The following is a 4,640-nucleotide window of genomic DNA, read 5'->3' as shown; positions in this document are numbered from 1 at the left end:
TGGTGAGTGAAAGTTTTTGCCCTTTTTTGACGCGCAAGCGGTCCATCACATCTTGCAGCTGCAAATTTGAAACCGATTGACCGTTGATTTCCGTCAGCTTGTCTAACGGCTGCAAACCGGCTTCGGCCGCAGGTGTACCTGGGATGGGCGTAACGATTACAATATTACCTTTAACGTCGACGTCGATCGAAAGTAATTCCATCAATCCGATGCCTTCGTGCTCAGCGCCAGTAACTTCGGTAAGAAATCGGTTGAACTGGTCAGCCGTTAAAAGACGAATGGCCGGATCCCGCAGTTCACTCAACATGGCTTGGATGGTCTGGCGGGAATTTTTTCCAGATGTTAAATATTTTGCCGATATTTTTTTCCAGTCAGTGCCATGAAATGCCGTATCGTAATAATTGTCATTTACGGCTTGCCACGCTTCCCATACCAAGCTGTCCGTTTGGGCGCTAATTTTGGCGGTAATAAGTGTACACCATACAAGAATCCATGAGAATCCGCATTTCATAAGGACATCCATGTTAGTAAGCGTCGAAACGCTCAGTTTTTCAGCAATTTTAAAATCCTTTTAAGTTTTCGTCAAAATAAAGTTTGACAATTTTCACATTAATGAAATAAGAATTTTGATCGACTTTGAAATCGTCAAAATTGATGTCACCAAGCGTTATTGTTTGCAAGGCCTTTGTCGGATAGATCAGTTCAAATTGATCTTTTTTCAGAGTGACACGGGCCGGCATGTGAAAATCAGCAACATCGGCTTTCCATTGGTAAGACATCGAATTTTGATTGCCTTTTCGCATCAATGTGATTACCAAGGTTGGGATCGGTGCGTGGCGAAGATATTGATCGAAGATGTATGTTAAATCCGTTTTCGATTGCTGGTTTACATACGCGACAATATCTTCGGTGGTGATTGTCTTGTAATGAAAAGTCGTAGCAATGCCGCGAACAATGGCCCACCACGTCGAATCGTTATTGACCACATGCCGCAGCGTATTTAACATCAAAGCGCCTTTCGGATACATATCGCCGGAACCTTCGGAATTGACATTGTAGGTTCCGATGATCGGCGCGTCAAATTTGACGTCTTGCTTTTTGCCGTTGACGTAACGCTGGCCTGCGTCGTTTCCCCACATACATTCCGCATAGACGGCTTCGGCGTACGCGCCGAAACTTTCATGGATCCACATGTCGGCCAAATCTTTGGACGTCACGCTGTTGCCCCACCATTCGTGCGCCGATTCGTGAATAATAATAAAATCAAATTTGATTCCTTCCGGCGAGGAGCCGTAACCTTTGTATCCATTCAAAAATTTATTGCCATACGCCACCGCGCTCTGATGCTCCATCCCGAGGTGCGGCGATTCGACTAATTTGTACCCGTCGCGCTTGAAAGGATAGGGACCGAAATATTTTTCAAAACAGTCCATCATGCCGTGAACTTGCTTGAACTGCTCGCGCGCTTTTTTCTCATTTTCCGGCATCACATAATAATCCAGTGCGAGATCGCCATGCTTGTCTGAAAAGTGTGCGAATTCGCCGACGTTAAATGTGACATTATAATTATTGATCGGATAAGTCACTGCCCAATCGTACCGCGTCCAGTCTTTCAATTCTGTTACTTTGCGGAGACGGCCGTTGGAAATATCCGTCAATCCTTTCGGAACGGTGATGCTGATCATCATGCTGTCCGGTTCATCCGATTGATGATCCTTATTCGGCCACCATGAACTTGCGCCGAATCCCTGGCATGCTACAGCAACCCACGGTTTTCCGGTTGCGTCCGTGGCCCAGATAAATCCGCCATCCCACGGAGGATATTTGGCAACGGTCGGTTTGCCGTTGTAAGAAATTTTAATCGATTGAACGGAATTCTTTTTTACCGTTTCGGGAAATGTCACGAACACGGCGTTGAGTTCTCGCGTGAATGAAAGGGTCTTTCCTTTCCACTCGATTTTATCAATCATCAGATTATCGAACAAATCAACCTGCAACTGCGTGAAGTCCGTAACGGTTTTAAATGTAATGGTGTTGCTTCCGCTGATCGATTGCGTGGCCGGATCGATTTTGACGTCGAGATTATAATGTGTGACATCATAACATGTCCGTAGTGGCGTCAACATTCCGCGTAATGTATCAGTTCGCGTAAATTTTGTTTGCAGATCTTTCAATTGACTGAATGCAGCTGTCAAGGGCAGCAATAAGAGGATTGCAATCATACGTATTAACATAGACGATTCCTTAAGCTTGTTTTGGAGTTGTTTTCTTTAAAACGTTTAAAAAAATTCAGTGTGTTAAAACATAGTCGTCGAACAATGTTATTGCTCCCTTCGGCTCCGCTCAGGGAGCGATTATGGTCGTTGAGCGCAGTCGAAACGACCTCAAATTAAATCCAATTTACTTCAGCAGTGAGCTCGGATTGTACGTCGCCGGTATTGACCGTTCCGGCAGGTTCGAGCAGCATCATTTTACATTCATTTTTGGCAAAGGGCTTGTGTTCCACGCCTTTGGGAACGACGATCATTTCGCCGGGCTGCAGAATCACCTGCCGGTCACGAAAATCAATTCCTAACTCACCTTCTATGACGATAAACGCTTCATCGGTTTCAGCGTGGCTGTGCCAGACAAAATCGCCCTGGATTTTTACGAGTTTAATATGATAGTCATTCAACTGCCCGATGATTTTCGGTGACCAGTGTTCGGAAAATTTTGAAAATTTATCCTTGAAATTGACGACGTTCATACGTTCCTTTCCCGAAGTTATTCAAACGATGTCATTTTTTATGAAATAATAAGACGGGTTGATTGGAATAGTGCCATCCTTTACGGCAACGGCGCCATTAAGTTACACGATTTTTCCCGTCCGTCAATGAAGTTTTTTTTGCGTTAACGAACCCATCATGCCGCGCGACCGAATCGACCCTATTTTTCGGGTGCGCTGCAATTTCAAACCAACCAAGCAGAGGAGAGGAAATATGAAAATCCTTAAGTGGATAGGGGCGCTCGTCGTAGTGTGTGTCCTGATCATCGTGGGAGGGATAGTTTATCTCACATTCAGATACCCCGATGCCGGTTCCGTTCCGGATGTCAAAATCGAGGCCACGCAGGCGCGCCTGGAAAGAGGCGAATATGTGGCGAAGCATGTTGCCGTCTGTATCGATTGCCATTCGACACGCGATTGGAATTACTATGCCGGTCCGATCGTGCCCGGCAGTGAAGGCAAAGGCGGAGAGATTTTTGATGAGAACTTAGGTTTTCCGGGTAAGATCACCGCTAAAAATATTACGCCATCGGCTTTAGGCAATTGGAGTGACGGCGACGTGCTGCACGCGATTGTAGCCGGAGTGAATAAAAAAAATCAGGCGCTTTTTCCGATCATGCCGTATCCGAATTTCGCGCAGATGACGGAAGAAGATTTATATTCCGTTATTGCTTACATCCGCACGCTCAAACCTGTCGACAGTTCGGTGCCTGAAACGTCGCTGAATTTTCCGATGAATCTGATCGTCCGGTTGATCCCTAAAAAAACCGAAATCAGGAAAACACCTGTGGACACGGCCAATACGATCGAATATGGAAAATATTTAATGACTATTGCATCGTGCAGTGAATGCCATACTCCGCAAGATCACGGTAAACCGCTTCCCGGAAAAATATTGGCCGGCGGCATGGAGTTTATATTACCTTGGGGAACAATTCGCTCGGCGAATATCACACCTGACGTCGAGACAGGAATCGGAAGCTGGACGAAAGAACAGTTCGTCAATAAATTCAAGACGTTTGCAGGCGAGCAGGCACAGCAAATTCCGATGAAGCCGCCGTTCAATGAAAGTAATTTCAATACGCTCATGCCTTGGCTCATGTATTCCGGTATGAGCGAACGCGATCTCGGCGCGATCTATGAATATCTCCGCACCGTCGAACCGGTAAAAAATAAAATCGTAAAATATTCATCGGAAGGCGTCGTTATCAACGCTCAATAAATTTTAGAACGATAGCGGCGGATTAAAATAATTAGTCCGGCATTTGAGAAAATGCCGGATTTTTTATGGAAAAAAACCTTAATGAGGAGTGGAAATCCATAGTTTTTTGGCCGGTTTATTTCTTTTCTATCAATTCAAATATATTAATTCTATTGATTTGGAGAAGTTTGGGGCAATTGGCCTGACTTGTGCCTTATGGAATGAGGTTGTCAATTTGAAAGGTCAGAACAATGTCACAATTTGATTTTTTACAGGCGTTCGAAGCGGAAACCGACATCGCACTCGAACATTATTTGATAGAAGGTTCAGATTTTGATCTCAGCGATAAAAAAGTTCTGTGGAGGGACGATGCGGCGTCGATGAATGTGACCCGGCAGATGCCCGCGCTTGAATTAGGAAGGCTGGATGAATTTCAACAAATGTTTGTTACGGCCAATATGCCTGACTTCAAATCGCTTGAACACGATTTTGCCGGACTGATGCATTTGGAAATGCCGAAAGAGTTTGAACCGGTATTTGAAAAAATTTTAAAAGAACTCGAAGACGCCGTTGAGCGTGCACACGAATTGACGTCGGATATTGATGAAAAAACGTTGGCACTAACGTCGCAATACTCGTTTTAGACATACAATCCACTCAGTCCTGCCAAAACCG

Annotated in this window: 5 protein-coding genes; 2 read left to right on the top strand and 3 right to left on the bottom strand. The window is 44.9% G+C overall.

Going from position 1 to position 4,640, the window contains the following annotated elements:
* The 3 genes from K1X84_16740 to K1X84_16730 form a co-directional block, all read right to left on the bottom strand.
* The coding region (locus K1X84_16740; GenBank protein MBX7153277.1) for a PDZ domain-containing protein at positions 1-511 on the bottom strand (511 nt) is incomplete at its 3' end.
* A gap of 49 nt (positions 512-560) precedes the next feature.
* Entirely contained in the window at positions 561-2,234 is a 1,674-nt protein-coding gene (locus tag K1X84_16735; protein ID MBX7153276.1) for a M1 family metallopeptidase, read from the bottom strand.
* A 155-nt stretch (positions 2,235-2,389) separates the two neighbouring features.
* Complete coding sequence (locus K1X84_16730) at positions 2,390-2,746, bottom strand: cupin domain-containing protein (protein MBX7153275.1); 357 nt, start codon at positions 2,744-2,746, stop codon at positions 2,390-2,392.
* Positions 2,747-2,978: 232 nt separating this feature from the next.
* Here K1X84_16730 and K1X84_16725 point away from each other — a divergent pair, with 232 nt between their 5' ends.
* The gene (locus K1X84_16725) at positions 2,979-3,986 is read left to right on the top strand and encodes a cytochrome c (GenBank protein MBX7153274.1); all 1,008 of its coding nucleotides are present in this window, start codon (positions 2,979-2,981) and stop codon (positions 3,984-3,986) included.
* 230 nt (positions 3,987-4,216) lie between these two features.
* Positions 4,217-4,609: a hypothetical protein gene (locus K1X84_16720; GenBank protein ID MBX7153273.1), complete on the top strand. Its 393-nt coding sequence runs from the start codon at positions 4,217-4,219 to the stop codon at positions 4,607-4,609.
* Positions 4,610-4,640 lie beyond the last annotated feature (31 nt).

The organism is bacterium (genome assembly GCA_019695335.1).
GTDB lineage: Bacteria > CLD3 > CLD3 > SB21 > SB21 > JABWBZ01.
This window is presented reverse-complemented; position numbering and strand designations above follow the sequence as displayed.